The sequence below is a fragment of the Modicisalibacter sp. 'Wilcox' genome, assembly GCF_010993675.1.
Classification (GTDB): Bacteria; Pseudomonadota; Gammaproteobacteria; order Pseudomonadales; family Halomonadaceae; genus Modicisalibacter; species Modicisalibacter tunisiensis.
Window position 1 is genome coordinate 79838 of record NZ_WNXF01000016.1, and the last position, 15755, is coordinate 95592.

At 69.0% G+C, this 15755-nt stretch carries 13 protein-coding genes; 8 read left to right on the top strand and 5 right to left on the bottom strand.

Annotated elements, in window-relative coordinates; genetic code table 11:
* Positions 1-1638 carry an ATP-binding protein gene (locus G7A98_RS14190; RefSeq protein ID WP_163650329.1) on the top strand — a complete coding sequence of 546 codons (1638 nt, stop codon included), beginning with the start codon at positions 1-3 and terminating at the stop codon, positions 1636-1638.
* Positions 1639-1652: 14 nt separating this feature from the next.
* Positions 1653-2123 (top strand): lipocalin-like domain-containing protein, encoded by a 471-nt coding sequence (locus G7A98_RS14195; RefSeq protein ID WP_163650330.1) that lies wholly within the window; start codon positions 1653-1655, stop codon positions 2121-2123.
* Here G7A98_RS14195 and G7A98_RS14200 read toward each other — a convergent pair.
* Positions 2120-3034 (bottom strand): LysR family transcriptional regulator, encoded by a 915-nt coding sequence (locus tag G7A98_RS14200; protein WP_163650331.1) that lies wholly within the window; start codon positions 3032-3034, stop codon positions 2120-2122. The genes G7A98_RS14195 and G7A98_RS14200 overlap by 4 nt on opposite strands.
* A 133-nt stretch (positions 3035-3167) precedes the next feature.
* On the opposite strand from G7A98_RS14200, the gene metE reads away from it, so the two are divergent.
* From metE to G7A98_RS14215, 3 genes are all read left to right on the top strand, one after another.
* A complete protein-coding gene (gene metE / locus G7A98_RS14205; RefSeq protein ID WP_163650332.1) occupies positions 3168-5465 on the top strand; it encodes a 5-methyltetrahydropteroyltriglutamate--homocysteine S-methyltransferase in 2298 nt (765 codons plus the stop codon).
* Between the two features lie 114 nt (positions 5466-5579).
* Positions 5580-6344: an MliC family protein gene (locus G7A98_RS14210; protein WP_240464759.1), complete on the top strand. Its 765-nt coding sequence runs from the start codon at positions 5580-5582 to the stop codon at positions 6342-6344.
* 103 nt (positions 6345-6447) lie between these two features.
* On the top strand, positions 6448-7062 hold the full coding sequence (locus G7A98_RS14215) for an NAD(P)H-dependent oxidoreductase (protein ID WP_163650333.1): 615 nt from the start codon (positions 6448-6450) through the stop codon (positions 7060-7062).
* Positions 7063-7096: 34 nt separating this feature from the next.
* Here G7A98_RS14215 and G7A98_RS14220 read toward each other — a convergent pair whose 3' ends face one another.
* Together G7A98_RS14220 and G7A98_RS14225 are read right to left on the bottom strand one after the other, a co-directional pair.
* Positions 7097-8422 (bottom strand): DUF2252 family protein, encoded by a 1326-nt coding sequence (locus G7A98_RS14220; RefSeq protein WP_163650334.1) that lies wholly within the window; start codon positions 8420-8422, stop codon positions 7097-7099.
* A gap of 95 nt (positions 8423-8517) precedes the next feature.
* Positions 8518-9054, bottom strand: coding sequence for a DNA-3-methyladenine glycosylase I (locus tag G7A98_RS14225; protein WP_163650335.1), 537 nt, complete (start codon positions 9052-9054; stop codon positions 8518-8520).
* Positions 9055-9186: 132 nt separating this feature from the next.
* Here G7A98_RS14225 and gloA point away from each other — a divergent pair, with 132 nt between their 5' ends.
* Both gloA and G7A98_RS14235 read left to right on the top strand, forming a co-directional pair.
* Positions 9187-9627: a lactoylglutathione lyase gene (gloA, locus tag G7A98_RS14230; RefSeq protein ID WP_163650336.1), complete on the top strand. Its 441-nt coding sequence runs from the start codon at positions 9187-9189 to the stop codon at positions 9625-9627.
* 220 nt (positions 9628-9847) lie between these two features.
* A complete protein-coding gene (locus tag G7A98_RS14235; RefSeq protein ID WP_163650337.1) occupies positions 9848-10534 on the top strand; it encodes a uracil-DNA glycosylase family protein in 687 nt (228 codons plus the stop codon).
* Positions 10535-10558: 24 nt separating this feature from the next.
* Here G7A98_RS14235 and G7A98_RS14240 read toward each other — a convergent pair whose 3' ends face one another.
* Positions 10559-10963: a DoxX family protein gene (locus G7A98_RS14240; protein WP_163650338.1), complete on the bottom strand. Its 405-nt coding sequence runs from the start codon at positions 10961-10963 to the stop codon at positions 10559-10561.
* Positions 10964-11390: 427 nt separating this feature from the next.
* On the opposite strand from G7A98_RS14240, the gene G7A98_RS14245 reads away from it, so the two are divergent.
* Positions 11391-12527 carry a GGDEF domain-containing protein gene (locus G7A98_RS14245; protein WP_163650339.1) on the top strand — a complete coding sequence of 379 codons (1137 nt, stop codon included), beginning with the start codon at positions 11391-11393 and terminating at the stop codon, positions 12525-12527.
* Between the two features lie 45 nt (positions 12528-12572).
* On the opposite strand, the gene G7A98_RS14250 is transcribed toward G7A98_RS14245, so the two are convergent.
* The gene (locus G7A98_RS14250) at positions 12573-15413 is read right to left on the bottom strand and encodes a valine--tRNA ligase (protein WP_163650340.1); all 2841 of its coding nucleotides are present in this window, start codon (positions 15411-15413) and stop codon (positions 12573-12575) included.
* Between the last annotated feature and the right edge of the window lie 342 nt (positions 15414-15755).

Consider the following 15755-nt stretch of genomic DNA (forward strand, 5'->3'; position numbering starts at 1 on the left):
ATGCGCCGGATGCTGGCCGACAGCACCTTCCTGCGGGTCTACGCCGCGCTGCTGCTGGCGCTGGTGCTGACCTTCGGCCTGGCGATGCTGGGCTATCTGGTGGTCGACCAGGTGCGTCGCGAGCACTATCGCGAGCGCCTGGCCAGTGCACCCATGGTGCTGCTCTCGACCCTGGTCGGCGAGGTCGCGCCCCTTGAACGCCCCGCCTGGCTCGAGCGCCAGAGCGAGCGCCTCAACATCGCCCTGATCCTGCATGGGTCGGATACCCTCGACATCAATTACTTCCAGCGTGCCCGGCTGCAGGAGGGGCGCCCGCTGGTCGAGAGGGACGGCCACGGGACCTGGCACCTGTGGCGGCAGGTGCCCGGTGAAGCCGTGATCCTCGAGGCGATGTTCGAGCAGTTGACCGAGCAGCAGATGCGCGGGCTGGTCGACAGCCTGCGCGGCTGGCTCGAGTCGGTGCCCGACCCCGACCGGCGCCTGCAGGCGCTGGTCGACAAGCAGTCGCTGCCCATCACCCTGAGCCCCGACCCGCCCGAGGATCTCGACGAGCGCCAGGCCGAGCGGCTGCGCGGCGGCGAGGTGGTGCTGCGCCTGGAGCCCGTCGAGCGCAGCCTGTCGGCCCATGCCCGGCTTCTCTCGCTGGGCGACGAGGGCACCGGCACGCGCTGGCTGCAGGTGGGGCCGGTGCATGCCTTCGACACCATGCCGCTGACCCTGACCCTGGGACTGGTGCTGATCTCGCTGATGCTGCTGGCCGGCGCCATCTACCTGATCGTGCGTGGCGTCGAGGCGCGCATGGCGCGGCTCGAGAAGGCGGCGACGCGCATCGCCGGCGGCTACCTGGACACCCGCGTCAAGGTCGACAGCAGCGATTTCATGGGCCGGCTGGGCATGGCCTTCAACGGTATGGCGGCGCAGGTGCAGTCGCTGATCCGCGCCCAGCAGGAGATGATCCGGGCGGTTTCCCACGAGCTGCGCACGCCGGTGGCGCGGATCCGCTTCGCCGTGCAGATGGTCGACGACATGACCGAGCAGGAGGCGGTGCGCCGCCAGCTCGAGGGCATCGACAACGATATCGAGGAACTCGACCAGCTCATCGACGAGATCCTCACCTACGCCCGGCTGGGCAGCGACAACGCCAGCGGCGTGCGCCTGGAAACCGACAGCGTCGACTGCCGGGCGATGGCCGAACGGGTCGTCGAGGCCCTGGCGCCGCTGCATCCGCGGATCCGGCTGTCGGTGGCGCCGGGCGCGGAGGTCGAGGTGGTCGCCGAGCCGCGCTACCTGCAGCGGGCGCTGCAGAACCTGGTGGCCAACGCCTGTCGGCATGCCGAGGGCCGGGTGCTGATTCACCTCTCCCAGGATGCCCGGGCCGTGCGCCTGGATGTCGAGGACGACGGTCCCGGGGTGCCGGAAGGGCATCGCATGGAGGTCTTCAAGCCGTTCGCCCGGCTCGACGACAGCCGCACGCGGCGCTCCGGCGGCTACGGCCTGGGCCTGTCGATCGTCCAGAAGATCATGCTCTGGCACGGCGGCAGCGTGGTGGTCGACGACAGTCCGAGGCTGGGCGGCGCCCGCTTCAGCCTGCTGTTGCCGGTCACCACCCAGGTCGTGCGCAAGGGCCCCGTCACCTGATCCGAGGAAATCCCATGTCCCCTGAGAAGACCGTGAGTGTCGCTGAGCTGGCGGGTGCCTGGCGGCTGGCACGCTTCGTCCACCGCTGGGCCGACGGGCGCGAACTGGCCCCGCTGGGCGAGGCGCGGGGCCGGCTGCTCTATCTGGTGGATGCCGCGGGCCGCCCGGCGCGCATGGCGGTGCAGGTGGCCGCCGGCCGGCGGCCACCGCTCGATCCGACCAGCGAGGCCAGCCTGGCCGCCCACTTCCAGAGCGGCTTCGCCTATGGCGGGCACTGGGCGCTGGAGGGGGAGGCGGTGCACCATGACGTCGACATCGCCAGCCTGCCGTTCTGGGAGGGCACCCGCCTGACCCGCGACGTATCGTTCGACACCGGGCGCCTGAGGCTGACCACCGAGGAGCCCAGCCCGCAGCTGCCCGGGGGCGGCTACACGACCCTTCTCGAATGGACCCGCGACATTCCCGGGTTTTCAGGACAAGCCTAAGCCGGCTTGATCCCCGACAGCACCGCGAATGACGTCTCGCGGGCGGTGCGCAGGAAATCCTCCATCCACGGCAGCTCGCGGGTGTCCTCGCGGATTGCCGCGAACAGCGTGCTCCACACGCCGTGCTCGCCCAGCGGCAGCGCCCGCACATAGTCGCGCTCGAGATACTCGGTCAGCGCCCAGTTGGGCAGGGCGCAGACGCCGCGGCCGCTGGCCACCAGCTGCATCATCATGATCGTCAGCTCGGCGGTGCGCACCTCGCGCGGCGCCAGCCCGGCGGGGTCGAGAAACTGGGTGAAGACGTCGAGCCGGGCATGTTCCACCGGGTAGGTGATCAGCGTCTCCTCGGCCAGGTCCGCCGGCGTCACGTAGGGCCGGTCCACCAGGCGGTGCTGCTTGGCCACCGCCAGCAATCCCTCGTAGCGGAACAGCGGCTCGTAGTGCACGCCGGCCAGCGGCTGCGGGTCGGCGGTGATCACCAGGTCGAGCTGTTCCCGGGCGAGTGCCGGCAGCGGGTCGAAGTTGTGGCCGCTGGGAATGTCGACCTCGACCTCCTGCCAGTGATCGCGGAAGCGGTCGATGGTCGGCATCAGCCACTGGAAGCAGCTGTGGCACTCGATGGCCATGTGCAGCCGCCCCTGTTCGTCGCCGGCCAGGCGCGCCAGGTCGCGTTCGGCCATGCGCACCTGGGGCAGGATCTGGTCGGCCAGCGCCAGCAGGCGTTCGCCGCTGCGGGTGAAGGCCACCGGGCGTGTCTTGCGCAGGAACAAGGGATTGCCGAGGCGCTCCTCGAGGTCCTTGATCTGGTGCGACAGGGCGGACTGGGTGAGGTGGACCCGCTCGGCGGCCTCGACCAGCGAGCCGGCATCGCGCAGGGCAATCAGGGTGCGGAGATGACGAAGCTCGAGCATGACATGAAAGCCACTCACGTTGATGATTAGTTAATTTAGTTTGATTCACCTTGCGTGGCCAGTGAGACTTGCCGTCAACGCGAATGGCGAAACCTGTTCACATTTTACCGGTTCACGACGGCAAGGAATAATCATGACGCTGGCTCATACCCTGGGATATCCCCGCATCGGGGCACATCGCGAACTCAAGCGTGCCGTCGAGGCCTACTGGAAGGGCGAGATCGACGCGGCCGCACTCGAGGCCACCGGCCGCGAGCTGCGCGCGCGCCACTGGCAGGCGCAGCGCGACGCCGGGCTGGACTTCATCACCGTGGGCGACTTCGCCTTCTACGATCAGGTGCTCGACGTCTCCGTGCTGGTCGGCGCGGTGCCGCCGCGCTTCGGCGCCGAGGACGAGGTGGCACGCGGGGCGGTGTCGCTCGATACCGCCTTCCGCATGGCCCGCGGCCGGGCACCGACCGGCACGCCGGCGGCGGCCTGCGAGATGACCAAGTACTTCGACACCAACTATCACTACCTGGTCCCCGAGCTGTATCGCGATCAGTCGCTGCGTCTCGCCGGCACCCGGCTGTTCGACGAGGTGGACGAGGCGCTGGCCACCGGCCATCCGGTCAAGGTGGTGCTGACGGGGCCGCTGACCTGGCTGTGGCTGGCCAAGACCCGGGAGGCGGGCGTCGAGCGCCTCGGGCGGCTCGACGAGCTGGTCACCGTCTACGGCGAGATCCTCGCACGGCTGGCCGAGCAGGGCGTCGAATGGGTGCAGCTCGATGAGCCGGCGCTGGTCCAGGACCTGCCGCGGGACTGGCAGCAGGCGTTCGAGACGGCCTACCACAAGCTGCAGTCGGCGCCGGTCAGGCTGCTGCTGGCCACCTACTTCGATGATCTGGGCGACAACCTGGGCCTGGCCACCGGGCTGCCGGTCGATGCCCTGCACATCGACTGCGTGCGGGCGCCGGACCAGCTCGAACGGGTGCTCGACCGCCTGCCGGCCTACAAGATCCTCTCGGTGGGGGCGATCGACGGCCGCAACATCTGGCGCGCCGACCTGGCGGCGCTGCGCGAGCGCCTGGCCACCGCGCGCATGCGCCTCGGCGAGCGGCTGTGGCTGGCGCCGTCCTGCTCGCTGCTGCACGTGCCGGTGGATCTCGCCAGCGAGACGCGCCTCGACCCCGAGCTCAAGGGCTGGCTGGCCTTCGCCCGCCAGAAGCTCGACGAGGTGGCCACCCTGGCGCGGCTGGTCGACAATCGAGGCGATGACGCCGACCGGGCCGCGCTCGAGGCTGCCACCGCGGCGCTCGATGCCCGCCGCCGCTCGACGCGCATCCATCGGTCGGCCGTCGCCGAGCGCCTCGCGGCGCTGCGCCCGGAGGATGCCCGCCGCGCCAGCCCCTATCCCGAGCGGGCCCGGGCGCAGCATGCCCGGCTCAAGCTGCCGCTGTTCCCGACCACCACCATCGGTTCCTTCCCGCAGACCGCCGCGATCCGTGCCGCGCGGCGCGACGCCAGGCGCGGCGAGCTGAGTCAGGAGGCCTACGAGGCACGCATGCGCGAGGAGATCGCTCATGCCGTCCAGCGCCAGGAAGCCCTGGGTCTGGACGTGCTGGTGCATGGTGAGCCGGAGCGCAACGACATGGTCGAGTACTTCGGTGAGCGGCTCGACGGCTTCGCCTTCACCGATTTCGGCTGGGTGCAGAGCTATGGCTCGCGCTGCGTCAAGCCGCCGGTGATCGTCGGCGACGTCAGCCGTCCGCGGCCGATGACCGTGGCCTGGAGCGAGTACGCCCAGTCGCTGACCGACCGGCCGATGAAGGGCATGCTCACCGGGCCGGTGACCATCCTGCAGTGGTCGTTCGTGCGTGACGACCAGCCCCGCGAGACCACCTGCCGGCAGATCGCCCTGGCGCTGCGCGACGAGGTCGCCGACCTCGAGGCCGCGGGCATCGGCGTGATCCAGATCGACGAGCCGGCGCTGCGCGAGGGGCTGCCGCTGCGCCAGAGCCGCTGGCAGGGCTATCTCGACTGGGCGGTGAACTGCTTCCAGCTGAGCGCGGCGGTGGCCCGCGACGCCACGCAGATCCACACCCACATGTGCTATTCGGAGTTCAACGACATCATCGCCGCGATCGCCGCGCTGGATGCCGACGTGATCACCATCGAGACCTCGCGGTCGGACATGGAGCTGCTCGATGCCTTCCAGGACTTCGCCTACCCCAACGAGATCGGCCCGGGTGTCTACGACATCCATTCGCCGAACATTCCCGAGGTGGACTGGATGGTGGCGCTGATGGCCAGGGCCGCCGAGAAGATCCCCGCCGAGCGGCTGTGGGTCAACCCGGACTGCGGCCTCAAGACCCGCGGCTGGGCCGAGGTCGAACCGGCGCTCGCGGCGATGGTCGAGGCCGCCGGCGAGCTGCGCCGGCGCTTCGGCTGAATCTGGCCGGCTGCACGCGCCGCCCGGTCGCCGGCGTGGGGCCGGGCGGCGCCGCCGGCACGATGACTGATATGATGGTCCCGATCGCATCGCTTTTATCCGACGGGAGTCATCATGCGCCTCATTCCTGCCTCGCTGCTTGTTCTGATGCTCGGTGGCCCGCTGGGGCTGGCCGGCTGTGCCGTCCACCAGCCCGGCTCGCCGCCGCCGGCGGTGTCCGATCTGGCCTCCGGGGAGGCATCGGCCGACCCGAGCGCCGCGCCCGCATCTCCGCTGCTGCCCTCGGCGTTCTTCGCCGACGGGGCCGATGCCTTCATCGCCTGGCGCTGCACGCCGGCCCAGGACCTGATCTCGGCGTTCCCCGAGGATCATCTGCGGCTGTGGTCGGGCCAGGGCCACTACCGGCTCGACCCGGCGGTGGTGGCCTCGGGCGCCCGCTACGTGAAGGGAGACCTGTCATTCTGGAATCAGGGCGACAAGGCGCTGGTGGAGAGCGACAACGGCCGCCTGGAGTGCCATGAGGACGTGCATCGCCGCACCCTGACCCGGGCCGATCATCCCGACTCGATCTTCCACGCCGTGGGCAACGAGCCGGGCTGGACGCTGGATCTGGACCGCCGTGCCGCCCGCCTGCATCTGGTGACCGAGTACGGCGAGCAGGCGCGCACCCTGAGCTATCAGCTGCTCGGCCTCGACAACGGCGAGCAGGCCGGCGTGACGCTGCGTGCCCACGACAACGGCGAGCCGATCACCGTGCGCCTGCGGGCGCGAGCCTGCTTCGACGCCATGAGCGGCAAGCCCTATCCGGTGCGGGTACGTATCGAGACGCCCGAGCGCGTCCTGCAGGGCTGCGGACAGGGCATCGAGCGGACACGCTGATGCGTCGATTTCATCGAATGGTCGGCGGAGTTTTTTGCGATTTTCATTGCAAAAAAGCCAAGTAACATGGGCGACGTGATCCACTCATCAGGAGGTCAGACCCATGACGACACCGACCAAGGTACTGCTGCTCAACAGTTCGATTCTCGGCGACAACGGCCAGTCACGAGGCCTGGCGGCCCACTTCAGGGCGCAGGCCGAGCGTCGCGGCGGCGTGACCATCACCGAGCGTGACCTGGTGAGCGATGCGCTGCCCCACCTGGACGGTGCCGAGCTGGGCAGCTGGATGATCGAGCCGGCCGAGCGCGATGCCACCCAGCGTGACTTGGCCGCGCGTTCCGAGACGCTGCTCGAGGAGTTCTTCGCGCATGACGTGATCGTGCTGGCGGCGCCGCTGTACAACCTGGGCATTCCCTCGCAGCTCAAGGCCTGGTTCGACCGCGTGCTGCGCGCCGGTCGCACCTTCCGCTACACCGAGAATGGCCCGCAGGGGCTGGTCGAGGGCAAGCGCGCCCTGGTGCTCGCCGCCCGCGGCGGTCAGTATGCCGGCACGCCGCTCGACTCACAGACGCCGCACCTCACCCACATGCTGGGGCTGATGGGCATCGGCGACGTCGAGTTCGTGTATGCCGAGGGGCTGGCGATGGGCGACGAGGCACGTGAGAGTGCGCTGGGCGAGGCGCACCAGGCGATCGATGCGCTGGTTGACCGCCTGTAATCAGCGCGCCGTCTATCGCCAGCGATGCCGGGCCTCAGCGCCCGGCATCGTCGTTTCCGGCGCGTGATGCGACGAAGGTGCGGTGGTCCTGGGCGACGCAGTCGGCATAGCGCATCGCCAGGGTGATGACCAGGTCGGTGAAGGCGTCCAGCCGGCCTTCCAGGTGGTGGCAGACGTGGCGGGCGAAACGGCCCGGGTCGTCGGGATTGAGCGAGCGTGAGCCGCGCAGGTGCTCGCGGGCGAGGATCCGCCCCCACTGGCGGACCAGCTTGCGGTAGGGCTTGCCGGCGTCGATCTTGTGGGTCGGGTAGTCGGCCTTGAACGGCGAGCGCTCGCGCACCGAGAACACCGTCTCGCCGAGATGCAGCCAGCCCAGGTACGGGTCGGGATGCTCGGCGATGGCATGGAAGGCGGCGGCGTGGCGAATGCCTTCGTGCGGGAAGGCGGCGCGCCAGGCGCGCTTCTCGGCGCGGTCCATCAGCCGCCAGCCCTCCGGCGGTGTCTGCTGCTTGATGTCGAGGATCACGTCGTCGTGGCCGTGGGCCTCGTCGGCCTCGATCAGCACGTAATAGCGTTCCAGCCCCAGCGAGCCGGTGCCGGCGTCGAGGCGGCGCGCCAGGTCCTTGACGCGAAAGTGCGCGGCGCCCTGGTTCGCGGCGCCGCCGGACAGGCTCTGCGGGTATTCCGTCTCCACCGCCTTGCGCAGCTGGCTGGCCTGGTCCGCCGGCAGGCCGGCCAGCTTGTTGGGGCGTTCGGCGAAGCGACGCCCCTCGCCGTCGCGCCGGGTCCACTTGCCGAGCATGCGCGCCCGGCTGTTCCTGGCGGCGACATCGCCGAGAAAGCCCTTGAGCACGCCCTTGGCGGTATCGAGGTTGACGGCCTCGGGAATCTCGCCCTCGCGGTGACGGGCCAGCTCGGCCTGATAGTGGGTGAGCAGGGTGGCGACCGCCTTGCGCGTGGCCTTGGCGGACAGCCCCACGTTCTCCCGGGCGTCGAGCACCACGCTGATCGCCAGGCGCCAGACGTCGTACTGGTAATCGCCGATCAGGGCGTCGTCGAAGTCGTCCATGCCGTAGCGCACGCGGTCGTCGTGGTGGCCGTAGGCGCCGAAGTTGTAGGCATGGGCGTCGCCCTGCAGCCAGGTCTGGGTCTCGGGCGTGCCGCCGAACAGGGCGACGCGCCAGTCATGCCACACGTCGTCCCAGTAGAGGTGGTTGGTGCCGCGGAAGAAGCGGTAGGGCGAGGCGGCCAGCTTGGCATACTTGGCCTCGCGGTCGGCGGCGTCGAGGCCCGCGTTGGCCCGGGTGATGGCGTCGATCACCTGGCGGGGCCGGTTGTGCAGGGTCAGGGGCTGTGACATGCGATCGATTCCTGAAAGGTGGCAGCCGCCCGGGGCGACGGCACGGTCGAATGAGTCTACATCGGCCGGATGACCGGCGTGTGTCGGCGTCCGTGTCAGGCCGCGGCCCAGGGCGGGCGATGGGCGAGAGCGCGAGCGTGAACCGGGCAGTCCTCGCGATGGGCGCCGGGCAGATAGCCGGTGCTCATCAGGAACTCGTTGACGATTTCCGGGCCGGTGAAGCGGAAGGTGCGCTTGAACAGCCGGGTCCACTCGGCGAGTGACCGCGGGTGATGGGCATCCAGCCAGGCCTTGAAGCTGCCGTGCTCGGCCTGCAGGGCCTGCACCACGCCGGCGTTGTGGATCGCGGCGTCGACCTTGCGGCGGTTGCGGATGATGCTCGCATCGCCGAGCAGGCGTTCGCGCTCGGCGTCGCCGTAGGCGGCGACCCGGGCGACGCGGAAGCCCTCGAAGGCGGCCTGGAAGGCCTCGCGTTTCTTGAGCACCGTCAACCACGACAGCCCCGCCTGGTTGATCTCCAGGATCAGGCGTTCGAACAGGGTGTCGTCGTCGGTGACCGGGAAGCCGTACTCCCGGTCGTGGTAGGGCCCGTGGTAGGGGTGGCCGGGGGCCAGGTCACAGTAGTCGGCCATGGCGGTTTCCGCATCGCGAATGAAGGTGCCCGGGCCGCCCGTGTGACGCGGCGGCCGTCATCGGGCATCATGCCCCAGAACGCGTCGCCGGGAAAAGCCGTTCCCGGCAGCCCACCACGGAGGAACGTGAACATGCAGTATCTGCACACCATGGTTCGGGTCAGCGACCTCGAGGCGTCGCTGCACTTCTACTGCAACCTGCTGGGACTCAAGGAGATCAGCCGCAAGGAGAGCGAGAAGGGGCGCTTCACGCTGGTCTTCCTCGCGGCACCCGAGGACGAGGCGCGGGCGCGCGAGGAAGGCACGGCAATGGTCGAGCTGACCTGGAACTGGGACCCCGAGGACTACAGCGGCGGCCGCAACTTCGGCCATCTGGCCTATCGGGTCGAGGACATCTACGCCCTGTGCGAGCATCTCCAGGCCAACGGCGTGACCATCAACCGCCCGCCGCGCGACGGCCACATGGCCTTCGTGCGCTCGCCGGACGGCATCTCCATCGAGCTGCTGCAGAAGGGCGAGGCCCTGGCGCCGCGCGAGCCGTGGGCTTCCATGGAGAATACCGGCAGCTGGTAAATAAAGAGGGTGCTTGCAAACTACTGCGCTAGGCCATGCTGCGTCGAAATCAGCCTCGCGCGCGCTCGCGCGCGAGCCCGGTCAATAGTGCTCATTTACAGGCACGTAAACTCGTGCGCGAGCCCGGTCCGCTATTTCGGCTGATTTTTCCTTGCCTGGCCGTCGCTCGTAACATTTGCAAACACCCTCTGGGTATTGGTTCAGGATCGGGGAGGAGCGCATGCAGCTGGATGACGCGTTGCACGCCGCCTTTCGCCGCGAGGCGACGGGGCTGGAGGGCATCGATGTCGCGGTCTACGAGAAGTACGACCGCGACCCGTGCGAGCCGATCATCGGCCTTGGCCCGCGCGAGGCCCCGATCGGTTTCTTCGGGCGTGACCCGGGGGAGCAGGAGGTGCGCTGGGGCGAGCCGTTCATCGGCGCCGGCGGGCAGAAGGTCCGCGAGGGATTGTACCGGGCGATCCACGGTGCGGCACTGCCGGACTTCGAGGCCTCGCGCGAGGTCGGCCGGCTGGCCTTCTGGGCCAACACCGTGCCCTACAAGCCGCTCGGCAACAAGGCCTGGCCGATGGCGGTCAAGCGCCGCTTCCAGCCGCTGATGGCCGCGGTGCTGGTGGATCACTGGCAGGGACGCGAACTGATCACCCTGGGCCGCGAGGCCTTCCTGTGGTTCGGCATCAACCAGTCCCGCGAGACGCGCCAGGCGCTCGACGCGTTCTGGAAGCGCGACGACCGCTTCGAGACCCATCACGACACTCCCCTGCAGCTGGAGAACGGCCACGCGGCGACCTTCCGGCTGTATCCGCTGCCGCATCCCTCGCCGCTCAACCAGACCTGGTACCGGCGCTTTCCGGACCTGCTGGCGGCACGCCTGGAATCACTCGATGCCGCGCGCCGGCTGGGGTGACCACAGGCGCGTCAGGGGGTGTGATCAGTCCGGGCGAATGGCCAGCCGCCCGCTGCCCAGCAGGATCAAAGCGAGAGCGCCGATCAGGTACATCCCCTGCAGTTCCAGTGCCCAGCCGCCCTGATCGCTCAGGCTCAGCAGCTGCCCGGTATGCACCAGGGCGATGGCGACGATCATGTTGCCGGCCATCAGCACACCGGCGATGCGCGTCTGCCAGCCGAGGATCGCCATCAGCGGCGCCACCACCTCGCCGACCAGCACGCCGTAGGCCAGGACGGTGGGCAGGCCGTGATCGGCGACGAGCCCGCCGATCCAGTTGAGCGTGGCGGGGTGCAGCAGCTTGGCGATTCCGTGCAGGAGAATCAGGCCGCCGAGGCCGAGCCGCAGCAGCAGCTTGCCGAGGGCGTCGTTGTGGAGGGTGTTGCGCATCGAGTTCCTCGCCGTGAGTGGTGGGCTGATGTGACGTCCTACTATTCCATGATTGGGTCACCGGGCCCAGCCACGCTTTCCACGACGAGACAACGCCGTCGGGCGGCGCGAACAAAATCCCCCGAGCCCCTACAAAAGCCGGGACCGAGCGGCTACCCTAAGGACCGTCGAGCGTGCCGTACCTCGACGGCGCGTCCTGCCGGGCGAAGTGGCAGGGCGTATCTGATCCGGACACAAGAGAACGACATCGCAACCGAAGACTCGTCGCATCGCCAGGCGTGATGCGTCGTCGCGGGCCACCGGGCAAGGACGTCCGTGACACCACGACGACATCGAGCATTCGGACCATGAGGCTCCTCGTACGGCCCGGTCGCCACGAGGAAGCAGCCGCCGGCACGAGGCCGGTGGAAGGAGAAAGGGACTTTCCATGCGAGGCATCTTCCGTCCTTTGCAGGCTCGGCTGGCGCGCATGCTGCCGGTGCGTGCCCTGCCCCCCGAACGACAGCGCTACTTCCATACGCTGTCGCGACTCTACCTGATCGCCATCATCACCTACGTCGTCGACCTGATCCCGCTGTTCTGGCTGCTGGGCAGCCGGCGGCTGCTGGCGGTGTCGCTGGTCGGCCTGGCCGTGACGCTGGTGGCCCGCGAGATCCACCGGCGCGGCTACATGAGCAGTGCCGTGCTGCTGCTGCTGGGGATGATGGCCGCCCACATGCTCTCGGCCCTGCAGGTCTACGGCAGCGGCCGGGGCTTCGAGCTGTATTTCGCCCTGACCCTGCTGATCACCTACATCAGCGCCCTCGACCAGCGCCTGAAGTGGCTGGTCAGCACCGGGGTGCTGACGCTGACCGCCTGGCAGCTGGTGCGTGACGGCGCGTCCGGGGGCATGCTGGCGCCCGGCGTGGCGAATGCCGTGCTGGTGGTGAACCTGGCCACGGTGAGCGTGCTGTTCGGCGTGATCCTGCGCCAGCTCGAGGGCGTGACCGAGCGTCTCGAGGTCAGCTACCGGCGTCAGGCCAATCACGATGCCCTGACCGGCGTCTACAACCGGCGTGCGGCCCTCAAGGCCGTCGAGCGTGCTCAGTTCGACGGTGCGCCCTTTGCCCTGCTGATGCTGGACATCGATCATTTCAAGCGCATCAACGATACCTACGGCCACAAGTGCGGCGACCGCGCGCTGTGCCATGTGGTCGAGTGCCTGCGTCTCAATCTGCGTGACGAGGACATGCTGGGCCGCTACGGCGGCGAGGAGTTCATCGCCGTGCTGCAGGGCATGGATCGCGAGGAGGCGATGGGCGTGGCCCGGCGTCTGCGGGCCTGCGTGAGCGACACGCCCTACGAGACGCAGAGCCACGGCACGCTGTCCCTGACGGTGAGCATCGGCGTGGCGGTGCCGCGGGAAGCCGCCGACCTCGATGCCCTGGTGGCGCTGGCCGACCAGCGGCTGTATGCCGCCAAGCGCAGCGGGCGCAATCGGGTCTGCGGCCACGACATCGAATCCCCCGCCCCCCGCGAGGCCATGCGGGAGATGCCGCTGGCCTTCGCACCGTCACGCTCGTGAGCGCCTCCGGCCCGGCCAGAGGCGGCCGGGCCGGCAGGGTCGGGGCTACAGGGCGGCGATCTTGTCGCGCTGCTCGGCGAGCACCTGGCGGCTGGCCTGGGCCTCGGCCAGCTTGGCGCGCTCCTTCTCGACCACCTCGGCGGGCGCCTTGGCGACGAAGCTCTCGTTGCCGAGCTTCTTCTCGAGTCCGCCGATGAACTTGTCCTGCTTGTCGAGCTCCTTGCCCAGGCGCTTGAGCTCGGCGTCCTTGTCGATCAGCCCGGCCATCGGCACCAGCACCTCCATGTCGCCGACCAGCTGGGTGGCGGCGAGCGGTGCCTGGGCCGGGTCGTCGAGCCATTCGGCGCTGTCCAGCTTGGCCAGCTTGGCGAGGAAGCGACGATTGGCCACGAGCCGCTCGCGATCGGCGTCGCCGCCCTTGGTCAGCAGCACGTCGAGCGGCTTGCCGGGAGCCAGGTTCATCTCGGCGCGGATGTTGCGCACCGCGACGATCACGCCCTTGAGCCACTCGATATCGCGCTCGGCGGTCTCGTCGAGGCGGGCGTCGTCGGCCTGCGGCCAGGGCTGGGTCATGAGCGACGCGCCCTCGGCGGCCGTGCCGGCCAGCGGCGCCACGCGCTGCCAGATTTCCTCGCTGATGAACGGCATCATCGGGTGCGCCAGGCGCAGGATGGCCTCGAGCACGCGCACCAGGGTGCGTCGCGTGCCGCGCTTGGCGGCCGGCGAGGCGTTGTCGTCCCACAGCACCGGCTTGGAGAGCTCCAGGTACCAGTCGCAGTACTCGTTCCAGACGAACTCGTAGAGCGCCTGGGAGGCCAGGTCGAAGCGGTAGTCGTCGAGCGTGCGGGTGACCTCGCGCTCGGTGCGCTGCAGCCGCGAGACGATCCAGCGGTCGGCCAGCGACAGCTCGACCTCGCCATCGAGTCCCACATCCTCGCCCTCGGTGTTCATCAGCACGTAGCGCGAGGCGTTCCACAGCTTGTTGCAGAAGTTGCGGAAGCCGTCGAGGCGGCCCATGTCGAACTTGACGTCGCGCCCGGTGGTGGCCAGCGACAGGAAGGTGAAGCGCAGCGCGTCGGTGCCGTGGGGCTCGATGCCCTCGGGGAACTCGGCCTGGGTGGCCTTGGCGATCGCCTTGGCCTTCTGCGGCTGCATCATGTTGCCGGTGCGCTTGGCCACCAGGCTGTCCAGGTCGATGCCGTCGATCAGGTCGATGGGGTCGAGCACGTTGCCCTTGGACTTGGACATCTTCTGGCCCTGGACGTCACGCACTAGACCGTGGACGTAGACCTGCCTGAAGGGCACCTCGCCGGTGAACTTCAGGGTCATCATGATCATCCGCGCGACCCAGAAGAAGATGATGTCGAAGCCGGTGACCAGCACGCTGGAGGGGTGGAAGGTGGCGAGTTCGGGCGTGGGTTCCGGCCAGCCCAGGGTGCCGAAGGTCCACAGCCCGGAACTGAACCAGGTGTCGAGCACGTCCTCGTCCTGGGCCAGCGCCACGTCGGCGGCCAGGCCGTACTTGTCGCGGGCCTCGGCCTCGCTGCGCGCCACGTAGACGTTGCCGTCGGCGTCGTACCAGGCCGGGATGCGGTGGCCCCACCACAGCTGGCGGGAGATGCACCAGTCCTGCAGGTCGCGCATCCAGGCGAAGTACATGTTCTCGTAGTTCTTCGGCACGAACTGGATGTCGCCGTTCTCGACCGCCTCGATGGCCGGCCTGGCGAGCGTCTCCACGGCGACGAACCACTGGTCGGTGAGCAGCGGTTCGATGACGTCGCCGGAGCGGTCCCCAAACGGCAGGGTGTTGGTGATCGTCTCGGTCTTCTCGAGCAGCCCCGCGGCCTCCATGTCGGCGACGATGCGCTCGCGGGCGGCGTAGCGATCGAGCCCGGCGTAGGCGGCCGGCAGGGCGGTGTCGATGTCGTCACGCGGACGACCCTGCAGGTCGAAGGCCTCGGCGCGCTCGCGGATGGTGGCCTCGGGGGTCATGACGTTGATCAGCGCGAGCCCCTGGCGCTTGCCGACCTCGTAGTCGTTGAAGTCGTGGGCCGGGGTGATCTTCACGCAGCCCGAGCCCTTGTCCATGTCGGCGTGCTCGTCGGCGACGACGGGGATGCGCCGGCCGACCAGCGGCAGCTCGATGAACTTGCCGATCAGCGAGGCATAGCGCGGGTCGTCGGGGTTGACCGCCACACCGGTATCGCCGAGCAGGGTCTCCGGGCGGGTGGTGGCGACCACCAGATGATCGAGGCCCGCCTCGGTGGTGACGCCATCGGCCAGCGGGTAGCGGAAGTGCCAGAACTGGCCCTGCTGCTCCTTGTTCTCGACCTCGAGGTCGCTGATCGCGGTGTGCAGCGTGGGGTCCCAGTTGACCAGCCGCTTGCCGCGGTAGATCAGGCCCTCGTCGAACAGCCGCACGAAGACTTCCTGCACCGCCTGGTAGAAGCCGTCGTCCATGGTGAAGCGCTCACGCGACCAGTCGACGCTGGCGCCCATGCGCCGCAGCTGGCGGGTGATGTGGCCGCCGGATTCCTGCTTCCATTCCCAGATCTTGTCGGTGAACGCCTCGCGGCCCAGGTCGTGGCGGCTCTTGCCTTCCTCGGCGGCGACCTTGCGCTCGACCAGCATCTGGGTGGCGATGCCGGCGTGGTCGGTGCCCACCTGCCACAGGGTGTTGCGGCCCTTCATGCGCTGGTAACGCACCAGGGTGTCCATGATGGTGTCCTGGAAGGCATGCCCCATGTGCAGGCTGCCGGTGACGTTGGGCGGCGGGATCATGATCGAGAAGGGCTGGCCCTCGCCCGAGGGCGCGAAGCGGTTGTCGGCTTCCCAGCGCTGGTACCAGCGGGTTTCGATCTGTTCGGGTTGGTAGGTCTTGTCCATGAGCGCTCTGTCTGACGGTGCCGGGTCGACCGAGCGCGGCCTCGCTTGTCGCGGCGCGCCACCGATCGCAGGCGTGAGGAAAAATGGGCCCGATTATAGCGCCCGTGGCCGGCAACGTCATGGGAGAGTCGGGCTGTGTAAACCGACCCGGTTGTTCACGGGAAGCCCCACCCGACTAATCGGGAGGTGGTCATCCAGGCTGGCCGGCCCGCCGGAGTATCGTGGGGGCGGGGATTTATCCCCGATGGCTGAGCCCGATGACGGCTTCATCGCGACTGAAGTCGCTTGTATGTTGGAAATGACCCAACACGGGCAGTATGGAGAAGACTTGCCGGGGTGGAG

Coding starts and splice junctions, on each gene's coding strand:
- G7A98_RS14190 (WP_163650329.1), top strand. CDS start 1: ATGCGCCGGATGCTGGCCGACAGCACCTTCCTGCGGGTCTACGCCGCG.
- G7A98_RS14195 (WP_163650330.1), top strand. CDS start 1,653: ATGTCCCCTGAGAAGACCGTGAGTGTCGCTGAGCTGGCGGGTGCCTGG.
- G7A98_RS14200 (WP_163650331.1), bottom strand. CDS start 3,034: ATGCTCGAGCTTCGTCATCTCCGCACCCTGATTGCCCTGCGCGATGCC.
- metE (WP_163650332.1), top strand. CDS start 3,168: ATGACGCTGGCTCATACCCTGGGATATCCCCGCATCGGGGCACATCGC.
- G7A98_RS14210 (WP_240464759.1), top strand. CDS start 5,580: ATGCGCCTCATTCCTGCCTCGCTGCTTGTTCTGATGCTCGGTGGCCCG.
- G7A98_RS14215 (WP_163650333.1), top strand. CDS start 6,448: ATGACGACACCGACCAAGGTACTGCTGCTCAACAGTTCGATTCTCGGC.
- G7A98_RS14220 (WP_163650334.1), bottom strand. CDS start 8,422: ATGTCACAGCCCCTGACCCTGCACAACCGGCCCCGCCAGGTGATCGAC.
- G7A98_RS14225 (WP_163650335.1), bottom strand. CDS start 9,054: ATGGCCGACTACTGTGACCTGGCCCCCGGCCACCCCTACCACGGGCCC.
- gloA (WP_163650336.1), top strand. CDS start 9,187: ATGCAGTATCTGCACACCATGGTTCGGGTCAGCGACCTCGAGGCGTCG.
- G7A98_RS14235 (WP_163650337.1), top strand. CDS start 9,848: ATGCAGCTGGATGACGCGTTGCACGCCGCCTTTCGCCGCGAGGCGACG.
- G7A98_RS14240 (WP_163650338.1), bottom strand. CDS start 10,963: ATGCGCAACACCCTCCACAACGACGCCCTCGGCAAGCTGCTGCTGCGG.
- G7A98_RS14245 (WP_163650339.1), top strand. CDS start 11,391: ATGCGAGGCATCTTCCGTCCTTTGCAGGCTCGGCTGGCGCGCATGCTG.
- G7A98_RS14250 (WP_163650340.1), bottom strand. CDS start 15,413: ATGGACAAGACCTACCAACCCGAACAGATCGAAACCCGCTGGTACCAG.